Source organism: Lentisphaera marina (assembly GCF_028745505.1).
Lineage (GTDB): Bacteria > Verrucomicrobiota > Lentisphaeria > Lentisphaerales > Lentisphaeraceae > Lentisphaera > Lentisphaera marina.
In genome coordinates this window covers 105,199-124,871 of the sequence record NZ_JAQZZL010000003.1, presented here as the reverse complement: position 1 = coordinate 124,871, position 19,673 = coordinate 105,199, and the positions used below count along the sequence as shown (strand labels likewise).

General features: G+C 42.5%; 12 protein-coding genes. 3 read left to right on the top strand and 9 right to left on the bottom strand.

Translation table 11 applies throughout. The features are described from left to right. Positions 1–42 precede the first annotated feature (42 nt). The 4 genes from PQO01_RS21330 to nirB are packed head-to-tail and all read right to left on the bottom strand — an operon-like array spanning position 43 to position 7,812. A complete protein-coding gene (locus PQO01_RS21330; RefSeq protein WP_274316254.1) occupies positions 43–1,419 on the bottom strand; it encodes a rubredoxin in 1,377 nt (458 codons plus the stop codon). Continuing rightward, positions 1,416–4,922, bottom strand: a complete 3,507-nt coding sequence (locus tag PQO01_RS21325; RefSeq protein WP_274316253.1) for a nitrate reductase — start codon at positions 4,920–4,922, stop codon at positions 1,416–1,418. The genes PQO01_RS21330 and PQO01_RS21325 overlap by 4 nt, the downstream gene beginning before the upstream one ends. 35 nt (positions 4,923–4,957) lie before the next feature. Then, a complete protein-coding gene (gene nirD, locus PQO01_RS21320) occupies positions 4,958–5,290 on the bottom strand; it encodes a nitrite reductase small subunit NirD (RefSeq protein ID WP_274316252.1) in 333 nt (110 codons plus the stop codon). Positions 5,291–5,301: 11 nt separating this feature from the next. Then, a complete protein-coding gene (gene nirB, locus PQO01_RS21315) occupies positions 5,302–7,812 on the bottom strand; it encodes a nitrite reductase large subunit NirB (protein WP_274316251.1) in 2,511 nt (836 codons plus the stop codon). A gap of 357 nt (positions 7,813–8,169) precedes the next feature. Here nirB and ilvD point away from each other — a divergent pair, with 357 nt between their 5' ends. After that, positions 8,170–10,017 carry a dihydroxy-acid dehydratase gene (ilvD, locus tag PQO01_RS21310; RefSeq protein ID WP_274316250.1) on the top strand — a complete coding sequence of 616 codons (1,848 nt, stop codon included), beginning with the start codon at positions 8,170–8,172 and terminating at the stop codon, positions 10,015–10,017. Positions 10,018–10,068: 51 nt separating this feature from the next. Here the strand turns inward: ilvD and PQO01_RS21305 are convergent, their stop codons facing one another. Next, positions 10,069–11,106, bottom strand: coding sequence for a DUF368 domain-containing protein (locus tag PQO01_RS21305; protein WP_274316249.1), 1,038 nt, complete (start codon positions 11,104–11,106; stop codon positions 10,069–10,071). Between the two features lie 262 nt (positions 11,107–11,368). On the opposite strand from PQO01_RS21305, the gene carB reads away from it, so the two are divergent. Both carB and PQO01_RS21295 read left to right on the top strand, forming a co-directional pair. After that, entirely contained in the window at positions 11,369–14,608 is a 3,240-nt protein-coding gene (gene carB, locus PQO01_RS21300; RefSeq protein ID WP_274316248.1) for a carbamoyl-phosphate synthase large subunit, read from the top strand. Positions 14,609–14,804: 196 nt separating this feature from the next. Continuing rightward, complete coding sequence (locus PQO01_RS21295) at positions 14,805–16,070, top strand: condensation domain-containing protein (protein ID WP_274316247.1); 1,266 nt, start codon at positions 14,805–14,807, stop codon at positions 16,068–16,070. Positions 16,071–16,080: 10 nt separating this feature from the next. On the opposite strand, the gene murA is transcribed toward PQO01_RS21295, so the two are convergent. From murA to plsY, 4 genes are read right to left on the bottom strand one after another with little or no spacing between them, the layout of a single operon-like run. After that, positions 16,081–17,361, bottom strand: a complete 1,281-nt coding sequence (murA, locus tag PQO01_RS21290; RefSeq protein ID WP_274316246.1) for a UDP-N-acetylglucosamine 1-carboxyvinyltransferase — start codon at positions 17,359–17,361, stop codon at positions 16,081–16,083. 2 nt (positions 17,362–17,363) lie between these two features. Beyond that, positions 17,364–18,044, bottom strand: coding sequence for a YdjY domain-containing protein (locus PQO01_RS21285; RefSeq protein WP_274316245.1), 681 nt, complete (start codon positions 18,042–18,044; stop codon positions 17,364–17,366). Positions 18,045–18,047: 3 nt separating this feature from the next. Then, complete coding sequence (locus PQO01_RS21280; RefSeq protein ID WP_420792940.1) at positions 18,048–19,046, bottom strand: NAD(P)H-dependent glycerol-3-phosphate dehydrogenase; 999 nt, start codon at positions 19,044–19,046, stop codon at positions 18,048–18,050. Next, positions 19,040–19,672 carry a glycerol-3-phosphate 1-O-acyltransferase PlsY gene (plsY, locus tag PQO01_RS21275; RefSeq protein WP_274316243.1) on the bottom strand — a complete coding sequence of 211 codons (633 nt, stop codon included), beginning with the start codon at positions 19,670–19,672 and terminating at the stop codon, positions 19,040–19,042. The genes PQO01_RS21280 and plsY overlap by 7 nt, the downstream gene beginning before the upstream one ends. Position 19,673: the final 1 nt, after the last annotated feature.

Here is a 19,673-nt window from a genome sequence, read left to right as displayed (position 1 = left end):
TAAAGGAAATTCAATGATTAGTAAGGATTAATTAGGTGAGTATCAAATAGGGATGAATCTAGTTTTTGGACATTCACATAAGTCACATGACCAGTATACAGGTAAGTCGATAAAATCAGTATTTGGTGCAATATCATTGTCTGGATCACCGGTGTTTTTGTGATATTCACCAAGGCAATCGGGGCATTGATAATGCTCTGGTTGGTTTTCCTCAAGACTTATGGCTTGTATCCTCAGGCCTGAAGAATCAATTTGGCGGTTATGGAATTGTTGTTGTAAATCTCTTAGACAAGTAATGAGTCCATCAAAATTAAGGTTTTTCCCAGCCGTCTTGAAGCCGGAACTCCGGTAGTCAAAGTTGGGTTTATATATAACTTTACATGAGAGGCTCATGAAGTTTTTTGATGTATAAATAATGATGGGGGCGCCGCAATCTGAATCCCTAGGGTCAATCGCAATATTAAGGCCATGGCAGGCGAAGCCTTCGCGGTTTAACTCTTGGATGAGTTGTTCTTTTAGCTTGATAGCATTGGGTTTGTGTGAAGGAACGATCCAGGCTAAGTCTTGCTCTGAGTGGCGGATACTAATATTGTGTCTGCCGAGAAGAGCTTCCCATGAATGAAGGTCCTTCTTACTTATGTGCTTCATAAGCAAAGAACGCCCAGCAGTTACGTAAAGTCGATTGAGGCCTTGGTCTTTTGCGAGCTTCGCAAAATCTTGAATAAATTCTCTTTTCCACGGGCGGTGGTTAGAGAAAATATTGAGTGCTAAACGTCCATTTTTCATGGTGGTAAAACCTTCGAAGTCTCTATTGAGAAGCGGAGGTAAAATAAGTTCAGTGCTCTTGTTTTCACTTAGGGGTAGCGAAGCTTCCAGAAGTTCAGCCAGATGATGAGAAGTGATGAATTGATCATCTTCGATGAATTTTTGCATGGCTTGAACAGCAGGAGCTACTTGCGTCGTTTTGAATAAATGTGGAAGTAGGACGCGCTTTTCTTTCAGCATGATGACTAAATGCCATAAACCCTCAATATCTGAGGAGATGAAATTCAGCTTACTAGAAAATAAGGCAAACATGCTTTGTTGATAACTACAAATACTTACAGAAATAGTTGGTTTAAAATTGAATGAATCAAAAATTGTTTGGTAATCTTCATTGATATATGCCCAATCATTTTTTTCCAGATCAATCCCACCAGATGCGTGTGAGCAAATGATGTTGGGATGGATAAGCGGGACTTTATCAACGTTAACACGACGAGATAAACCTTGAGGAGAACCAGGGTAATCAATCAGTATATTTTGACGTCTTCCCAAGATAAAGCCATCGACTGATTCGGGCTCAACTAATTTAAGCAGGTCGTTGGGAGTTAACATTCCGCCTGGAGCATTAATCGTGAGTAGGTTTTTCATATTCATGATTTCACCTCCTCGGCTTGATTAGCAATGTTTTTCATGAGAATTCTTTTGACTTCGGGACGGCAAGAGCCACATCCAGTTCCAGCACCAGATTTTGAACAAATTTCTTGGAAATTACAACAGCCTTCTTTAATAATATTTTCTATGTTACCTTCCCCAACATTGTTACATGCACAAACAATTTTTCCAATGGCAGGTTCAGTAGGTTCAGCACTGCCTTTTAGTAAAGGAAGACGTTGATCAGCTAGTTCAATTTTTTGCTCAATGAGGTCTTTGAAGTGATTGAACTCAGATTTGTCGCCGATGAGGATGGCGCCAATGAGAACATCGTTACGCAAGATGCATTTTTTGTAATAGTTTTTCCTACGGTCAATTAAGGTAACTTCGTCGTACTCGGGGCCTTCGGGTTTGCGAACTTGTCCCAAGGAGGCGAGTTGTAGATCTTTGAGTTTGAGGATGTTGAAATTTAAAGATCCCTTATAGCTAGCCCAGCGATCGCCATTAAGGTGAGCGGCAACAACTCGAGCTTGATCTTGTGCTGAGGGTGTGGTGCCATAAGTCTTGTTACGGTGTTGGGCAATTTCTCCCATGGCAAAAATATTTGGATCAGAGCTTAGCAATTGATCGTTGACAATGATCCCACGATCACATTTTAAACCAGCGTCTTGGCCAATTTCAATATTGGGTTTTATTCCAGCGGCAAAGAAGAGTGCATCGCAAGCGAGTTTCTTGCCGGATTTGAGCTCTATCGCTTTTAGGTGGCTATCGCCAACAAAATTAGCGACTTCATCATTGTAAAGTATATCGATGTTGCGATTGACAATTTCATCGTTTAAAATGTCGCTGCCCGTATCATCGAGTTGACCACGCATGAGGCGTGAAGAACGTTGGATAATAGTGACTTCTATTCCTAGCGAAGCCAATGAACCTGCAAGTTCGAGTCCAAGGAGTCCACCGCCGATGATAACAGCTTTGCCACCATCTTTGAGATAAGATTTAATGCGATCGGCGTCGCGTCGAGTACGCAAACCAAAAAAGCCCTGCATGTCTTTGGGTGTTTGCATGGTTTGTGTTGGGCGACTGCCCGTTGCTAAAATGAGAGTGTCGTAAGTATGGCTTAGGCCTTTGCTATCGATAATAGTTTGATTCTTGCGCTCAATTTTATCAATAGCCGTCCCTTCGTGGTAGGTGATTTTGAGTTTTTCGAGTTCTTGCTTCTCTGATAAAAGAATAGCTTCCCAGCTCTTTTCATCATTGATGTAATCTGGGAGCATGACACGATTATAGAAGAGGTGGGGTTCACGACCAAATACATGAACTTCATCTTCTTGGTTTGTTTTGCGGTAGCTATGAATAAATTCTAGTGCTGCAGCACCCGCACCAACCAAAACTATTTTACGTTTCTTCTTGGCTAGAGCACGAACTTGAACAGCAGAGTACTTAAAATCGGGTTCTTTTGAGATAGGATCGACTAAGTCGGAAGTGAGATTATTGGCACGAGCTTTTTTTGAGCCATCAATATATCCCCAGTGCATGGGTAGGAAGACGGTTCCTGGACGTATGGAGTCAGTGATTTGGCAGGCAACAATAACAGAAGAGCGGCGACTAGTGATTTCGGCATTCTCTCCATGATTAAGTCCGATTCTCTGCGCATCATCGGGGTGAATTTCGAGTTTTGGTGCTGGAATATGTTGATTGAGGCGTTGAACTTTTCCCGTGCGAGTCATTGTGTGCCATTGATCACGGACGCGACCAGTAGTAAGGATTAGTGGGAAGTCAGAGTTTGTTTTTTCTGATTTGTGAGGGGCTTCAACGACGTGAACTTTGGCGCGTTTATCACTGGTGAAGAATTTAAAATCTTCGAATAGACGTGGCGTTCCTGGGTGATCTTCACTTGGGCAGGGCCATTGGATAGACTGCTGTTTTAAGCGTTTGTAAGAAACTCCACAGATGTCGATGTTTGTTCCACGAGTGAGCTCTCTGTGTTCATTGAAAATACTTTCGGCATTGGGATAAGTAAATGCTTTTTCGAAGCCCATTTTTTGAGCAAAATGCATGAGTATGTCTACGTCAGGACGGGCGTTTCCAGGGGGCTCAATAAGCTTGGGCAAATATGAAATGCGACGCTCGGAGTTAGTCATAGTGCCTTCTTTCTCTGCCCAGCCAGCGGCGGGGAGAATCATGTCGGCAAATTTTAAGGTGTCTGATTTTGATGAAATATCAGACACCATGACAAACTTAGCTTTTTTGTAAGCGCGTTCGACTTTTTCAAGATCAGGTAAACTGACAGCGGGATTGGTACAAATGATCCAGACGGCTTTTAGGCGACCATCTTCAAGTGCATCAATCATCTCTGTCGCAGTTAGACCTGGCTGAGAAGAAACCGACCCGCAACCCCAGTAATTGGCGACTTTATTACAATGAACAGGGTTAGCGAGGTCGTGATGGGCAGCTAGCAGGTTGGAGAGGCCGCCGACTTCGCGTCCTCCCATGGCGTTGGGTTGACCAGTGAGTGAAAATGGACCACTTCCGGCTTTGCCAATGCGGCCTGTTAGTAAATTGAGGTTGATGAGTGCTAAGTTTTTATTTGTTCCAATGGAGCTTTGATTTAAGCCCATGGTCCACATGGAGAGTAAGCTTTTGGATTCAGCAATCATTTTTGCGGCTTGCTCAATTAAGTTGAGTTCAAGGCCACAGTTCTTAGCGGATTCAAAGAGGTCAATGTCTTTGAGAAACTCGAGTAGTTGATGTCCACCATTACAATGATTCTCTAAGAAATGATAATCCACCGCACCATATTGTACGAGAAGTTTTGCGATGGCATTAAAGAGGTAGACATCTGTGCCTGGAATAAGGGGCAGATGCAGGTCCGCCATTTCAGCACTTTGTGTTTTACGGGGGTCGACGACAATGATTTTGGCATCGGGAAATTGTTCTTTTCTTTTCTCTATACGACGGAAAAGTATGGGGTGACACCAGGCTGGATTAGCCCCAGCAATAAAAAAGCAATCACTCTCTTCAATATCGTCGTAGGAAATGGGAGGAGCATCGTCACCAATAGTTTTTTTATAACCAACGACGGCAGAACTCATACACAAACGTGAATTTGTATCGATATTGTTGGTGCCGAGGAAACCTTTGGTGAGCTTATTGGCTAAGTAGTATTCTTCCGTCAAAAGTTGACCAGATACGTACAGTCCCACTGAATCGGAGCCGTATTTCTTTATGATAGATTTAAAGACTGCTGCCGCACGTGTCATGGCACTTTCCCAATTGACTTTCTGCATGGGGTGGTGTTTAGCCGTACGCATTTGCGGTTCTAGCAAACGGTCGCTTTTGTCCATGACGACATTGTGTAAATTCATTCCCTTGGAGCAGAGCATACCCCCATTAACGGGGTACTGCTCGTTTCCTTCGAGCTCGAGGAAGTTATCTTTGTCTTTTGTTAAAGAAATACCACATCCAACACCGCAATAAGAGCAGGTTGTTTTACAGTTTTTCATTTTCCATCTCATTGGGCGCTCAGCGCCCTTTAAGTTTAGACTTCTATTAGGATTAGGTCGTTCTCGAGCTTAACAGGGTAAGTCTTGATGTTGTCGCAATCCTTATTATCGCTCACAAGTTGGCCATCTTTTAGGCTAAAAGCGCGTTTGTGTAAAGGACAGATAACTGTGGGTTTTTCAAAGTCTCCGCCCACTAAACCTCTAGATAAAACCATGCGCTTTTGGTGAGGGCATAAGTTTTGTACTGCGTACCAGTGACCATCAGTGAGATGATAGATGGCGATTTGCTTATCGTTAACTTTTACATTGGTTCCCAAATCTTGGGGGAAGTCAGTAGTTTTACCTACGGGGTGCCATTGAGTGTACATGAAATTTTTCCTTAAATTGTGACGTGAATTTTTTCAGTTTCGTTTGCTGGGCGAATTTGATCGCGTTCGAGGACAAACTCAACTGTTTCATCTTGAGCTTCTGAGTTGTTAAAGTGAGTGAATCGCTTCATTTTCACTGGGTCGTTAATGGCGTTCTTCCATTCGCATTCATAAGTGTTGACCACGTGTTGCATTTGGGCTTCTAGCTCCTCGTTAATACCCAAGCTATCGTTAATGACAACATCTTTGAGGAAATCTAAGCCACCTTCGAGTTTGGTCATCCATGTAGAGGTACGCTCGAGACGTTCTGCCGTTTTGATGTAGTACATGAGGAAGCGGTCGATATATTTGATTAGCGTTTCTTCGTCGAGGTCAGCTGCAAGTAGGTCAGCGTGACGTGGCTTCATACCACCATTACCGCAGACGTAGAGGTTCCAGCCTTTTTCAGTTGCAATGATACCAAAGTCTTTACTTTGAGCTTCAGCACATTCACGAGTACAGCCAGATACTGCAGATTTAAGTTTGTGCGGAGAACGCAAACCACGGTAACGTTCTTCAACGCGGATCGCAAGTGAAGTTGAATCGCCCACACCGTAACGACACCAGGTTTCGCCGACGCATGATTTTACTGTTCTGAGAGATTTACCATAAGCGTGACCTGATTCGAAGCCAGCATCTACGAGGATCTGCCAGATTTTAGGGAGGTCATTTAAGCGAGCACCGAGAAGGTCAACGCGTTGGCCACCAGTAATCTTTGTGTAGAGGTTAAAGTCTTTAGCCACTTGCCCGATAACAATGAGTTTGTCAGGAGTGATTTCTCCACCTGGGATACGTGGGATGACTGAGTAAGTACCATCTTTTTGGATGTTAGCTAAGTAGATGTCGTTTGTATCCTGTAAGGGAGCGTGTTCGAGAATAGGGCGGTTGAAGACAGAGGCGAAAATCGAAGCTGCAGTTGGTTTGCAGACTTCGCAACCAATACCTTTTCCGTGCTTAGCAAGAAGTGTGGCGTAGTTATCAATACCTGTTTTACGGACGAGTTCATACATTTCAGAACGAGACATATCAAAGTGATCACAGAGTGCATTAGAAACTTCAACACCAGATTCAGCCATTTGGTGCTTGAAGAGGTCAGTGAGAAGTGGCATACAACCACCGCAACCAGTACCTGCTTTTGTACATGATTTAAGTTCGCCTACACTACAAGCGCCTTCTTCAATAGCTTTGCAAACATCGCCTTTTGTAACGTTTTCGCAAGAACAAATTTGTGCTGTATCAGGGAGGTCACCAATGCCAATGCCAGTTTGGGCATCATCATTCGCCGGCAAAATGAGGGACATTGGGTCTTCAGGGAGTTTCATACCATTTTGGTAGATTTGTAGGAGGGTACCGTATTCTTCAGCATCACCAACGAGAACGCCACCTAAGAGCTTTTGACCGTCTTCAGAAACGACAATCTTTTTGTAGACGCCTGAGTGAGGGTTATTGAATTTTAAGTGTTTAACTGCCACTCCTTGTGGATCGATATCACCAAAACTTGCTACGTCAGTACCGAGAAGTTTGAGTTTAGTCGACATGTCGGCACCTTTGAATTCAGCGTCGCGACCAAGAAGTTGTTCCGTTACGGCATCGGCCATGGCGTAACCTGGGGCTACGAGACCGTAAATCATATTATTGTAAAGCGCACATTCACCAATAGCGTAAATGTCTTCATCAGATGTTTTGAGTTGATCATTGACGAGGATGCCACCACGTGGGCCTAAAGTGAGTCCAGCTTCGCGAGCGATTTCATCACGAGGACGAATACCAGCTGAAACAATGATCATTTCAGTTTCAATTTTGCTGTCATCAGCAAATTCCATGGCAGTTACTTTGCCTTCACCAGCAATATTTGAAGTGGCTTTACTGCAATTAACTTTAATGCCGCGAGATTCGATAAGGTTTTTGAGCATTTCGCCACCTTCTTCGTCAACCTGTCTAGGCATGAGGCGAGGTGCAAATTCCACGACTTCTGTTTCTAGTCCCATATCTTGTGCGGCTTTCGCAGCTTCAAGTCCGAGAAGACCACCACCAATGACAGCACAAGTTTTTACTTTTTTAGAGTATTCGAGCATGTCTTCGAGGTCTTCAATAGTTCTGTAGACAAATACGCCTTCTTTGTCGATGCCTGGAACGGGAGGGACAAAAGCGTCGGAGCCAGTGGCGAGAATGAGTTTGTCGTAGGGGATTGTTAAGCCTTTAGAAGAAGTAACGAGCTTGGCTTTGCGATCAATGATAGTCGCTTTATCGCCGAGATGGAGAGTGATGCCGTTGTCTTCGTACCATTCGATTTTTGCCATGAGAAGATCGTCAGCGCTCTTACCGTCAAAGTAAGAGGATAGGTGAACGCGGTCATAAGCCGGGCGAGGCTCTTCGCAAAAACTTGTGATTTGAAATTTTTTCTGTGTGTCTTTTTCGAGGAGTCGCTCACAAAATTTGTAACCGACCATGCCATTACCAATAACAACAATTTGTTCTTTCATTTTACTTACCTGCATTTTTAAGTTATTACAAATTCGTAATTAACTTCATTAAATTTTCTATTTACGTATCGAAAGTAGTTATGAGGAATTATTTTCCAAGCCATTTTTCGATAAAAAAGTTATACTAAGAGTAAAAATGACGTAAAAAATGATATTTATATCATTTAATTACAATTATGTAAACTATTTTTATTAAATACGAAATAGGTATCTTTTTGACTTAATTAAGCTCCCATCTTCAAAACATTAGATAAACTATCTAAAATAGACAAAAAATGATCGCGGTGAATTGAGTAAGTAATAAGGCGCGATAAAATAGGGGCAGATTAAAGTATATTATATATAAGGTATTAAGACATGGGTAATTATCGCTCTAAAACGACGACAGAAGGTCGCAATATGGCAGGTGCAAGAGCACTTTGGCGTGCAACGGGAATGACAGATGAGGATTTTGGTAAGCCAATCATTGCTGTTGTTAACTCATTTACTCAATTCGTTCCAGGTCACGTACACTTGAAAGATATGGGCCAGTTAGTGGCTAGAGAAATTGAAAAGCACGGTGGTGTAGCCAAAGAATTTAACACTATTGCTATTGATGATGGTATTGCGATGGGGCATGACGGTATGCTTTACAGTTTGCCATCACGTGAGATTATTGCCGACTCAGTTGAGTATATGGTTAATGGTCACAAGGCCGACGCTATTGTTTGTATATCCAACTGCGATAAGATTACTCCTGGTATGCTTATGGCGGCGATGCGTTTGAATATCCCTGCTGTTTTTGTGTCTGGAGGCCCAATGGAAGCTGGTAAAACTAAACTCGCTGATGGTACAGAGCATGCTACTGATTTAGTAGATGCAATGATTGCTGGTGCTGACCGCAATGTAAGTGATGAAGATGCGCTTAATTATGAACGTTCAGCTTGCCCAACTTGTGGTTCTTGCTCAGGTATGTTCACAGCAAACTCAATGAACTGCTTAACTGAAGCTCTAGGTCTTTCACTTCCTGGTAATGGTTCGACGCTTGCGACCCACGCAGATCGTAAGCAACTCTTTTTGAGAGCGGGTGAATTGATTGTTGATATCACCAAGCGCTACTACGAGAAGTTTGATGACTCAGTACTTCCGCGTTCTGTTGCGACTTTTGAGGCTTTCCAAAATGCCATGACGCTCGATATCGCCATGGGTGGTTCGACAAATACAGTTCTTCACATTTTAGCTGCAGCTCAAGAAGCTGGTGTTGATTTCACAATGGAAGATATTGATAAGCTTTCAAGAAATGTTCCCAACCTCAGTAAAGTAGCTCCTGCTGTTCAGCACTACCACATGGAAGATGTTCACCGTGCGGGTGGTATCTTTGCTTTACTTGGAGAGTTAAAGCGTGCAGGACTTTTAAATACAGATGTTCCTACAGTTCACACTTCAACCCTTGGCGAGGCTATTGAGAATTATGATATCATCACCACGAAAGATCAGGCAGTAAAAGAATTTTTCCGCGCTGGCCCTGCCGGTATTCCTACTCAGACAGCTTTTAGTCAAGACTGCCGTTACGATTCATTGGATGACGATCGTGAAAATGGCTGTATCCGCAGTATAGAAAATGCGTATTCACAGGATGGTGGTTTAGGTGTTCTCTTTGGTAATATCGCTTTAGATGGCTGCATCGTTAAAACTGCTGGTGTTGATGAGTCAATCTGGAAGTTCTCAGGTCCAGCAAGAGTTTTTGAAAGCCAAGATGAAGCTGTAAGTGCAATTCTCGCTGATAAAGTTGTTAAGGGTGATGTAGTAGTTATTCGTTATGAAGGTCCTAAAGGCGGTCCTGGTATGCAGGAGATGCTCTACCCAACAACTTACCTCAAATCACGCGGTTTAGGTAAAGATTGTGCACTCATTACTGATGGCCGTTTCTCCGGCGGTACTTCAGGTCTCTCAATTGGTCACGTTTCACCTGAGGCAGCTTCGGGTGGTGCAATTGGTTTGATTGAAGAGGGTGACATCATCAATATTGATATTCCAAACCGCACAATTGACATTGCTATTTCAGATGAAGAGCTTGAAGCTCGTCGAGTCGCAATGAACGCTTCTGAAAAAGCTTGGAAACCCGTGAGCCGTAAGCGTACGGTTTCTAAAGCACTCCAGGCTTATGCGGTGATGGCAACATCAGCGGATAAGGGTGCGGTAAGAAGTTTAGATGGTTTTAACTAAAGCTTAAAAACATCATTACTAAAAAGGAGATTCAGAAATGGATCTCTTTTTTTATTGGGCCTTGTTACCTTTCTTTATAAGGAAATAGGAGAGGCTTAGACTCAAAGTGAAGATAATGATGGCTTGGATAAAGGTCTTAGAGGCAAAATCTGGGAGGGTATTGTAGGCCCGAGGAATCCATTTACCTTTGTTGGCAAGGATAGTGCCGTCAGGATTTAGCATGTTTATTTTGAATGGCCATAAAACGTAGAGTGCACTGGCAATCATTCCGGTGAGCAGGGCCATGGTGTCATCATGAAATTTTTCGAGGGCTTTGTGGATGACACGACTCATGATGCCTAAGCCAAGGAGGCAGCCTAGGGAAAAGAGGCAGAGTAGGATGATGGTTTGAGTATTAGAAAAATGTTCGACTAAGCTAAGGGCTTCAGCTTTGCGTTCGGATACACGACCAGTGATACTGCAGATTAATCGAGTCACTAAGCCGAGGACAAAGATGTATTGCCCGAGTAGCATGAGGATGAAAGATCCACTTATACCAGGGAGGATCATTGCGCAAATCGCAATAAATGCAGAGCTAAAACAAATCCAAGTTGCTTGGCTAAAGCTAATGACTTGATGTGATGAAGAAACGTCACCTTTGGCGGCGAATGTGCTTCCTACAGTGATCGCCAGTCCTACGAGGAAAAATAAGTATGAAGAGGTCTTGCGCTCCTTGATCATACTCCAGGGTAGGAAAATGGAGGGGATGATGAGGCCGAGAAAACAAGCAAAAGTTAATTCGGTATGATTAATAATAAGGTAGGGGATGAAGCTGCTACCGACAATGATAGCTGTAAGGATGCCTGCACCTAGGCTCATTAAAAAGAGGCCATCAATTTTTTTGAATTCCGTAAGGAAAGCTTCGCGACCTTCTTTCGAGCCACAGGAAAAGACTGTTTTTAGAATATTGATAATGATTTTTGGTGAAAGATTCTTTAAAGCGTTAATAAGTCTTTCGTAAATCCCGACTATAAGAGCAAGGGTTCCTCCACTAATACCTGGGACCACATCGGCGGTGCCCATTAACATTCCTTTAAGGAAAATTTTCATTTCTTGTTAAACTCCATTATTTGATCTGCTGAATATAATCATGGACTGATTATTTACTCCCTATAATTAGGGTTTTTTGTTATATTGAAGGTGTTGAGTATGAGCTTTTATAAAGGACTTAAGGGATTCTTTTTCAAGACTTTGCTAGATGATAAAAAAAGCTTTCTAAAAAAAAATATTTACCTTGCAAAAATGGATCCTTAGTTTCTATTTGCTTCGATATAGATAAAGCCTTAATTTTTAGATTTTAAGAGAGTCCTAGATGCCTAAACGCAATGACATAAAAAGAATTTTACTCCTCGGATCAGGCCCCATTGTTATTGGCCAAGCCTGCGAATTTGATTACTCCGGAACTCAAGCTTGTAAAGCTTTAAGAGAAGAAGGATACGAAGTTGTTCTAGTGAACAGTAACCCTGCAACAATTATGACGGATCCAGAATTTTCTGATCGTACATATATTGAGCCACTCACAACTGAATTCCTAGAAAAAATTATTGAGCGCGAGCGCCCTGATGCCGTCTTGCCTACACTCGGTGGTCAGACAGCACTTAATGCAGCTATCGCTTTGCACGATGAAGGTATTTTAGAAAAGTATAATGTTAAGATGTTGGGTGCGACTCCCGACGTTATTGATAAAGCTGAAAACCGCGACCGTTTCCGTATTGCAATGGAGAAAATTGGTCTCGATATGCCTCGCTGTCGTACCGCGACTACTATGGAAGAATGTTATGGAGTTCGCGAGTGGTTAGGCGGTCGTTACCCGCTAATTATCCGTCCAAGTTTCACCATGGGTGGCTCTGGCGGTGGTATCGCATATAACGAAGAAGACTTTGATCATATCTGTAAAACAGGTATGGATATGAGCCCTACGAATGAAGTTTTAATTGACGAATCTATTCTTGGTTGGAAAGAATACGAAATGGAAGTGGTTCGCGATAAAAATGACAACGCGATTATCGTTTGTTCGATTGAAAACTTTGACGCAGTAGGTGTTCACACAGGTGACTCAATCACTGTGGCTCCAATTCAAACTTTGACTGACCGTGAATATCAAATCATGCGTGATAAGTCAATTGCTGTATTACGCGAAATCGGTGTAGAAACAGGTGGTTCCAATGTTCAGTGGGCTATATGTCCTGAGACTGGTCGTATGGTTATCATTGAGATGAATCCACGTGTGTCGCGTTCGTCTGCACTTGCTTCAAAAGCAACTGGTTTCCCAATTGCGAAGATCGCAGCTAAATTAGCTGTAGGTTACACTCTTGACGAACTTCAAAACGACATTACCAAGTCAACTCCGGCATGTTTTGAGCCGTCCATTGACTATGTTGTAACAAAGATCCCTCGTTTCACTTTCGAAAAGTTCGCGGGTGCAGAAGATTCACTAACAACTCAGATGAAATCTGTTGGTGAAGTTATGGCTATTGGTAAAACTTTTAAACAATCTTTCCAGAAAGCTTTACGCGGTATGGAACTTGGCCGTTTTGGTTTTGGTGCCGATGGCAAAGATGAGCCATTCGAGAGCTTATCTGAAGAAGAACTTACTAATTTGATTTCAGTACCTAATTCACAGCGTGTGTTTGCTTTAAGAGCTGCATTTAAGCGTGGATGGAGTGTAGAAAAACTTTTCGATGTTTGCAAAATTGACCCTTGGTACTTAGGTCACCTCGAAGAGCTAGCTGCGTACGAAGACGAGATTAAATCTGCTGGTGACCTAGAAGGTCTTAAAGCGGATCAGCTCCTTTTCCGCCAAGCAAAAGAATTTGGTTATTCTGATCCTCAAATTGCGCATATCTTGGGTGTAAAAGCTGATGAAGTTCGCGCTGCTCGTAAAAGCATTGGTTTAACTCCTACTTATAACTTAGTTGATACTTGTGCTGCTGAATTTGCTGCGGTTACCCCTTACTACTACTCGTCTTATTCTGAGATCAATGAAGTACGTCCTTCAAGTGATAAAAAGACAATCATGATTATTGGTGGTGGACCCAACAGAATTGGTCAAGGTATTGAATTTGACTACTGCTGTGTACATGCATCTTTTGCACTTCGTGAGGCAGGATACGAAACAATCATGGTTAACTCTAACCCAGAAACTGTTTCTACAGATTACGATACATCTGACAAACTTTACTTTGAGCCTTTAACCCTCGAAGATGTTTTAGCGATTTACGAAGCAGAAGAATGTGATGGCGCGATTGTTCAGTTTGGTGGACAAACTCCACTCAACTTAGCGGCCGACCTTAAAGCTAATGGCGTAAACGTTATCGGTACTAGTCCAGAGAGTATTGAACAGGCTGAAGACCGTGACTTCTTCCAGAAGCTAGTTACTGAATTAGACATTAAACAACCTGCAAATGGTATTGCTGTAAATGTTGAGCAGGCAGTAGCTATTGCAGACAGAATCGAATACCCAGTTCTCGTTCGTCCTTCATTTGTTCTCGGTGGCCGTGCAATGGCAATTGTTTATGATGAAAGTGAACTTCGCAAATACATGGAAACGGCTGTTGATGTTTCCGATGATAAGCCCATTCTCGTCGACAAATTCCTCGACGATGCAGTTGAAGTCGATGTCGACTGTATTTCTGATGGAGAAACCTCAGTTATTGGTGCCATCATGGAGCACGTTGAGCCTGCAGGTGTTCACTCAGGTGACTCAGCGACATGCATTCCTTCAATGACTTTGTCTGATGAAGTGAAAGATGTTATTCGCGAGCATACTTACAATTTAGCCAAAGCACTGAAAGTTCGTGGTTTAATGAATATTCAGTACGCCGTACAAGCTGGTGAAGTATATATCATTGAAGTAAACCCACGTGCTTCACGTACAGTTCCCTATGTTTCGAAAGCAATTGGTGTGCCAATGGCTAAGTATGCATCACTAGTGATGGCTGGTGTATCTCTGAAAGAGCTTGGTTTTACTCAAGAAGTAGATGCAAAATACTGGTCAGTTAAAGAAGCGGTATTCCCATTTGTTAGATTCCCAGGTCACGATGTGATCCTTTCTCCAGAGATGAAATCTACTGGTGAAGTTATGGGCATTTCCGATAATTCAGGTTTAGCTTTCTTGAAAGCTCAGGTAATGGCCGGCAATAAAATCCCTCAGGGTGGAGCGGTCTTCATTACAGTTATGGATCGTGATAAGCCAAAGATTGTTTCTCACGCTAAAGACTTAGTGGAGCTCGGCTATGAGCTCTACGCTACTCAAGGTACCGCAACCTTCCTTTATGAGCAGGGCGTTAAAGTAAATGCTCTCTTTAAAATTAGTGAAGGTCAACCAAATACTTTAGATTTAATCAAAGATGGTACAATCAAGTGGATTATCAATACTCCTACTGGCTCTCAACCACGTAAAGACGAAGTTGCGATGCGTGCAGCAGCCATTATGAATGGTATTCCAATGACAACCACTATTCCGGCTCTTGCTTCAGCAGTTTCAGGTCTGAAGCATTTAGGAGCAGGTAAATCTTTTGGAGTCTTGAGTTTACAAGAAATTCACTCCTAAAGTTTTTTAAAGTTTAAAAAGGCTCACTTCGTACGGAGTGAGCCTTTTTTTGTTCTTATATCATAGAAAACCAATATAAAAGTACATATTTTCTAGCTCTGAGTATATTTTATTTAACAAAAGAGTTTTATATACGAGAATATTAAGAATATATTAAGTTAATGTTTCTTAATAATTCATCTTATGGGTATAAAATATGTTAAGGCAATTAAGTCCTACGGAGCACTCTTGGCAGAGAGTGGGGGAGCTTGATTCAAATAATTTCATGGTGATTGCAGAGCTTAGTGGAGCTCTTGATGAAGGTCAATTACATGACTCATTGATAAAACTTATTCAGTCTCAGGCTATATTGAGCTATGATTTAGGAAGGAAAGGAGATAAGTTATTTTTTGTTCAGGGTGAGTTAGAAGATGTTCCCTTGGAAAGCTTCTCCGTAAGCAATAAAGATGAGCGTAACTACATTGTTGACCAATGTCTAAATTCCCCCATTAATTCTTGCCCTTTTTGGCATTTGAAAATTATTTCCATAGGGCGCTTCCAGCATAGCTTGGTCTTGACCTTTAATCATATGTTGGCTGATGGACGTACAGGGGTACAGTTTTTCGATTATCTCTTGCGATCGATCACGGATCCAAATTATGAAATACCGCAATCAGAGCCCATTAAGAGTTTTGAGCATTCCTATTCACAGCAAAAAGATGTGATGCAAACTTTAAAAACTTATTCTTGGGGTATTAAAAATAAGTTTGCTCGTAAGGCGCTAATACCTAATAGTGTGGAGCCTAAGGCCGATGATGTAGCACGTACTGCTTATGTCAGTAAGCGTATGGATTCTGCTCAGTTGAATAAGATCTTATCATTTAGCCGCCTTTATAAGGGGTCTTTCACCTCAACATTAGTCGCTGTTTTTTTGAGTCGAATATCAGAAAAATATGATCTTCATAAACCACTTCATTCTTTTGTAGCAGTAGATACACGGCCGTATGCAAATGACAGTGATTATCAGGCGCTCAATTATGCAGTGGGTAATCTGGAGGTGGGAAGTAAGTTCACAAAATCAACTAAGATTTCTACCGTATCCCATTATTTTAAATCAGAATTTATTGAAAAGTGTACACCAATTCAATTTGCCTTTGATAAGTTTGTTCGTTCAATGGCACTCAAGAAGTTCCCTGAAGCTGAAAGCTTTCTAGAGGCCATTCAGGATAATCAAAACGCAGTCGGTTTAGTGACTAATATTGGCGTCACGAACCTGGCTAATCAATATGGCGCGATCAAAGTTCAGCAGTGTTATCACGTACCAGCAACTCACTTGGTGAAAAAGCCTTTCTATTGTCTATCGAGTGCAACACACGATCATGAATTGATTCTCAATTTATCTTATCCAGCTCATCTTATCGATAGAGGCGATGCGGACGATTTGTTGAATTCAATTCTTGATGCTTTGCAAAACTTGGCTTAATTTATTTGCTTTAATCAACGCGTTTGACGCGTGCACCGAGCTGGAGTAGGCGGCTTTCGATATTCGCGTAGCCGCGATCGATCATTTGAATATTCTTTACGGTACTCGTACCTGTTGCGCAAAGTGCTGCCCCTAAAAGTGCCATGCCTGCTCGGATGTCGGGACTACTTAGTGTGTTGGCGCGTAAATTAGCGGGCCCACTAATGACAACTCTGTGGGGGTCACAGACAATGGCGTTGGCCCCCATGCTTATTAGGCGGTCAACAAAGTAGAGGCGACTCTCGAACATTTTTTCAAAGAAGAGAACGGTGCCCTCAACTTGGCTAGCAAGGATAATCATACAGCTCATCATATCAGAGGGGAATTGTGGCCATGGACCATCATCAATGACGGGGATTGCACCGCCAAAGTCAGCTTGGATTTTTCTGGGGGAGTTCGGATCAATAGAAATTTGACTGTGTTCCATGTTGAGTAGAATCCCTAGGCGCTCAAATACTCGACGAGCCATCCAGAAGTCAGACTTATGGGTGCCAGTTACAGTAATTTCTCCACCTGTGGCAGCACCTAAAGCTAAGAAACTAGCAGCTTCAATATAGTCGCCGCCGATATGGATGTCTCCACCCTCTAATGAACTGACACCATCGATTTCTAGGCAGTTACTTCCTAGGCCTTTGATTCGTGCCCCCATTTGGATAAGCATTTCTGCTAGGTTTTGTACGTGGGGTTCACTCGCGGCATTGCGGATCCAAGTTTTCCCTTTGGCAACAACTGCCGCCATGAGGATGTGTTCTGTAGCGGTGACACTGGCTTGGTCGAAAAACAAATCGGCACCTGAAAACCCTGTCTTAGCTTCGAAGATAAATGCAGGAAAAGATTCTTTAAGTTTGGCACCGAGTTTTTCGAGACCATAAAAGTGGGTGTCTAAACGGCGACGACCAATAACATCGCCACCTGGTGGGTGAAGCTCAACTTTTCCTGTACGATAGAGGCTTGGGGCAACGAGTAGGATACTTGTTCTGATTTTTGCACATGTTTCACGATCTAAAGATGATTTCTTTAAATCTTTGGCGTGAATTGTTACTGAGTCGCTGTGACGCTCTATGCTGACGCCTAAAGACTGGAGGGCCTCCAGCATATGTGTGACGTCGAGAATATTGGGTAAATTGTGGAGTGTGACAGCTTTGTCGGTGAGTAGGCATGCAGCAATCATAGGCAGGGCGGCATTTTTGTTGCCTGAAACTTTTACGCTGCCATGAAGTGGAGTGCCACCTTCGATAATGAGTTTGGACATAGTTATTCCTTGCGAAGACTTAAGATGATTTTCACCTGAGAAAACTTATGCATAGCAATATTTTTCTTGTTGAGACTAAATAAATCACCAGCGTCATTTTTTGGGTGGATGATATCTAAGATTGCGTCGTCTTGATGCCATAGGGAGCAGACTTTTCCGCTGCCCTGTGCTTGGAAAAAGTTTTTGTGTATGCGAGAGCCTAAGAAATAAAAGCCGCGTCTTTTCATGGGCTTGCCTTCTTCATTGAGCCATGATTCGATGTTGCGGCGGTACTTTTTCTTGTTAACTTCAAATTCAACTTCTATATCAATAATTGAGCCTCTACGTCCAGGTAATTCACGTGGGATGGTATTATCAGCACCGAGGACGATGAGCATAAACTGCAAATGAAAGGGTTGGATTTTAGTATAAAATAAACTTTCGTGGACCAGTTCTTGGCTACTTGTGATCAGATATTCTTTATTAAATTCACTGCCCACAATATATTCTGCTGGGAAACTTAATTCTGCGGCCTTCGCATCGAATAAAATACCATTGAGTTCAATGTTGCCATTGGAATGTTTGATGGGGCGAACGACGGGGTTACGCCCAGAGTACTTAATATTTCTATTTGGAGAGTCTTGGAATGAACAACATAGAAATAAAACTGTAATAATCAGTTTAAATTTAAGTCTAGCCTTCATAGACTAATTGCGCTCTTGTTTGGCGTCGCGTGTCATTAAGTAATTAATTGCTTCTGCTGCAGATCTATTTTCGTATAGTACCTGATAGCATTGTTCGATGATGGGGGTTTCGACTTGATACTTTTGGGCGAGTTGATAAGCGCTCTTTGTTGTTGCAACACCTTCGGCAACTGAATGACCTAATTTTTCTTTGATCTGATCCATGCTAAGGCCTTTGCCGAGCATTTCTCCCACACTGCGGTTTCGGCTGTGTTTACTAGTACAAGTAACAATGAGGTCACCGATGCCAGAGAGTCCATTAAAAGTTTCTTCAAAGCCACCAAGTGCTCTACCAAGTCGTGCCATCTCAACATTGCCACGAGTCATGAGTGCTGCTTTGGTATTGTCGCCTAATCCGAGGCCGTCAATGACGCCTGCGGCAATCGCAAAAATATTTTTCAGGGCACCACCGAGTTCAACTCCGACTAAATCAGAGCTTGTGTAGACGCGGAAGTTTTGATTCATAAAAGTATTTTGAACCATTTTTGCGAGGTAGTTGAATTGAGAGCTGACGACCACAGCTGTGGGCATGTTTTTGATGAGCTCTTCTGCGTGGCTAGGGCCAACTAAAACGCAAAAGGGATGGCTTTCGCCTAGGATCTCGCTGGTGATTTCGCTGATTCGTTTAAGTGAGCTGACTTCTATGCCTTTCGAAACGTTACAGATTGGCGCTTTAGTTTTATGCTCTTTCAGCATTTCGAGGCTATGCCTCACGTATTGAGTCGGAGTGGAGGTGACGATTAAATCGGTGTTTTCCAGTGCTTTTGCGAGGTCCGCAGTTAGCGTCAGTGAGTCAGGCAGGGGGAAGCCTGGAAGGTAGCGAAAGTTTTCGCGTTTCTCTTCCATGGCATCGGAGTATTCTTGTGATCTTGACCAAAGATAAACGTCGTGATTGTTATCGCAGAGGGTTTTAGCTAGAGCTGTACCCCAACTACCTGAAGATAAAACAGTGATTTTCAAGATTTTTTCTCCTTCTTTTTAAAGCAGCTCTCAGTTCCATTACATAGGCGTTTGATGTTGCTCTTATGCATAAAAGTTACTAACATCGCCAGGATAATCAAAAGGGTGATTTGAGCGGGGTTTGTTTGTATTAAATTAGCTTTTGTGAGCCCGACGGCAAAAATTGGTACGGTTAGGGCAGCAATGATACTCGCTAAAGATACATAACCAGATAGCTTGAAGCAGATGAACCAAACAGTTAAGGCAAGGATGACAGCTGGTGGACATAGTGCCATAACTGCACCGGCACCAGTGGCAACTCCTTTTCCACCTTTGAACTTGAGGAAAATGCTAAATATATGTCCCGATATAGTGGCGGGTAGAGCGATAATTGTTGCGTAGTTCGCAAGCTCAGGATAATTCTTGGAAAAGTAGATTGATACCAATAAGACGGGGAATAAGCCTTTAAGGAAATCTAAGATAAAACAAGTGTAACCCCATTTTTTACCCAGCGTACGTAAAACATTAGTCGCACCGATGTTTCCGCTGCCATGTTGACGAATGTCGATACCATTAGCTTTTGCAATAATTAAGCCAAAGGGGATCGATCCGCATAAATAGCAGATAGCAATTGTCACTAAGTAAGGCATG

Coding starts and splice junctions, on each gene's coding strand:
- nirD (WP_274316252.1), bottom strand. CDS start 5,290: ATGTACACTCAATGGCACCCCGTAGGTAAAACTACTGACTTCCCCCAA.
- carB (WP_274316248.1), top strand. CDS start 11,369: ATGCCTAAACGCAATGACATAAAAAGAATTTTACTCCTCGGATCAGGC.
- PQO01_RS21285 (WP_274316245.1), bottom strand. CDS start 18,044: ATGAAGGCTAGACTTAAATTTAAACTGATTATTACAGTTTTATTTCTA.
- PQO01_RS21330 (WP_274316254.1), bottom strand. CDS start 1,419: ATGAATATGAAAAACCTACTCACGATTAATGCTCCAGGCGGAATGTTA.
- PQO01_RS21305 (WP_274316249.1), bottom strand. CDS start 11,106: ATGAAAATTTTCCTTAAAGGAATGTTAATGGGCACCGCCGATGTGGTC.
- ilvD (WP_274316250.1), top strand. CDS start 8,170: ATGGGTAATTATCGCTCTAAAACGACGACAGAAGGTCGCAATATGGCA.
- murA (WP_274316246.1), bottom strand. CDS start 17,361: ATGTCCAAACTCATTATCGAAGGTGGCACTCCACTTCATGGCAGCGTA.
- nirB (WP_274316251.1), bottom strand. CDS start 7,812: ATGAAAGAACAAATTGTTGTTATTGGTAATGGCATGGTCGGTTACAAA.
- PQO01_RS21295 (WP_274316247.1), top strand. CDS start 14,805: ATGTTAAGGCAATTAAGTCCTACGGAGCACTCTTGGCAGAGAGTGGGG.
- PQO01_RS21325 (WP_274316253.1), bottom strand. CDS start 4,922: ATGAAAAACTGTAAAACAACCTGCTCTTATTGCGGTGTTGGATGTGGT.
- plsY (WP_274316243.1), bottom strand. CDS start 19,672: ATGCCTTACTTAGTGACAATTGCTATCTGCTATTTATGCGGATCGATC.